The 360-nt window shown below is 76.1% G+C and carries 1 protein-coding gene; it reads right to left on the minus strand.

Annotated features, from left to right (window positions below; all coding sequences use genetic code 11):
• Positions 1-360 (minus strand): 3-deoxy-D-manno-octulosonic acid transferase (locus B8460_RS20625; protein WP_048863501.1); only part of this gene is annotated, 360 nt, incomplete at both ends.

The following is a 360-nucleotide window of genomic DNA, read 5'->3' on the forward strand; positions in this document are numbered from 1 at the left end:
CGGCACCCCGCGCGCCCGGCAGGCGGCGAGCAGGTTGGGCCACAGCTCGCTCTCCACCAGGGCGCCAGCATCGGGCCGCCAGTGATCGAGGAACCGTCCGACCCAGGCCGGCACATCCAGCGGCACGAAGCGATGCACGACGCCCGGATGCGGCAGCCGCTGGCGCAGCAGGGCGGCGGAGGTGACGGTGCCCGTGGTCAGCAGCACCCGCGCGTCGGCGGCCAGCAGCGCCTCGGCGACCGGCAGGACGGAGACGGTCTCTCCCACGCTCGCCGCGTGCAGCCAGATCAGCGTGCCCGGCGGACGGTCCGACGTCTCGGCCCCGCGCCGCTCGCCGAGGCGGTCGGCATCCTCCTTGCC

Source organism: Acidisphaera rubrifaciens HS-AP3 (assembly GCF_000964365.1).
Taxonomy (GTDB): domain Bacteria; phylum Pseudomonadota; class Alphaproteobacteria; order Acetobacterales; family Acetobacteraceae; genus Acidisphaera; species Acidisphaera rubrifaciens.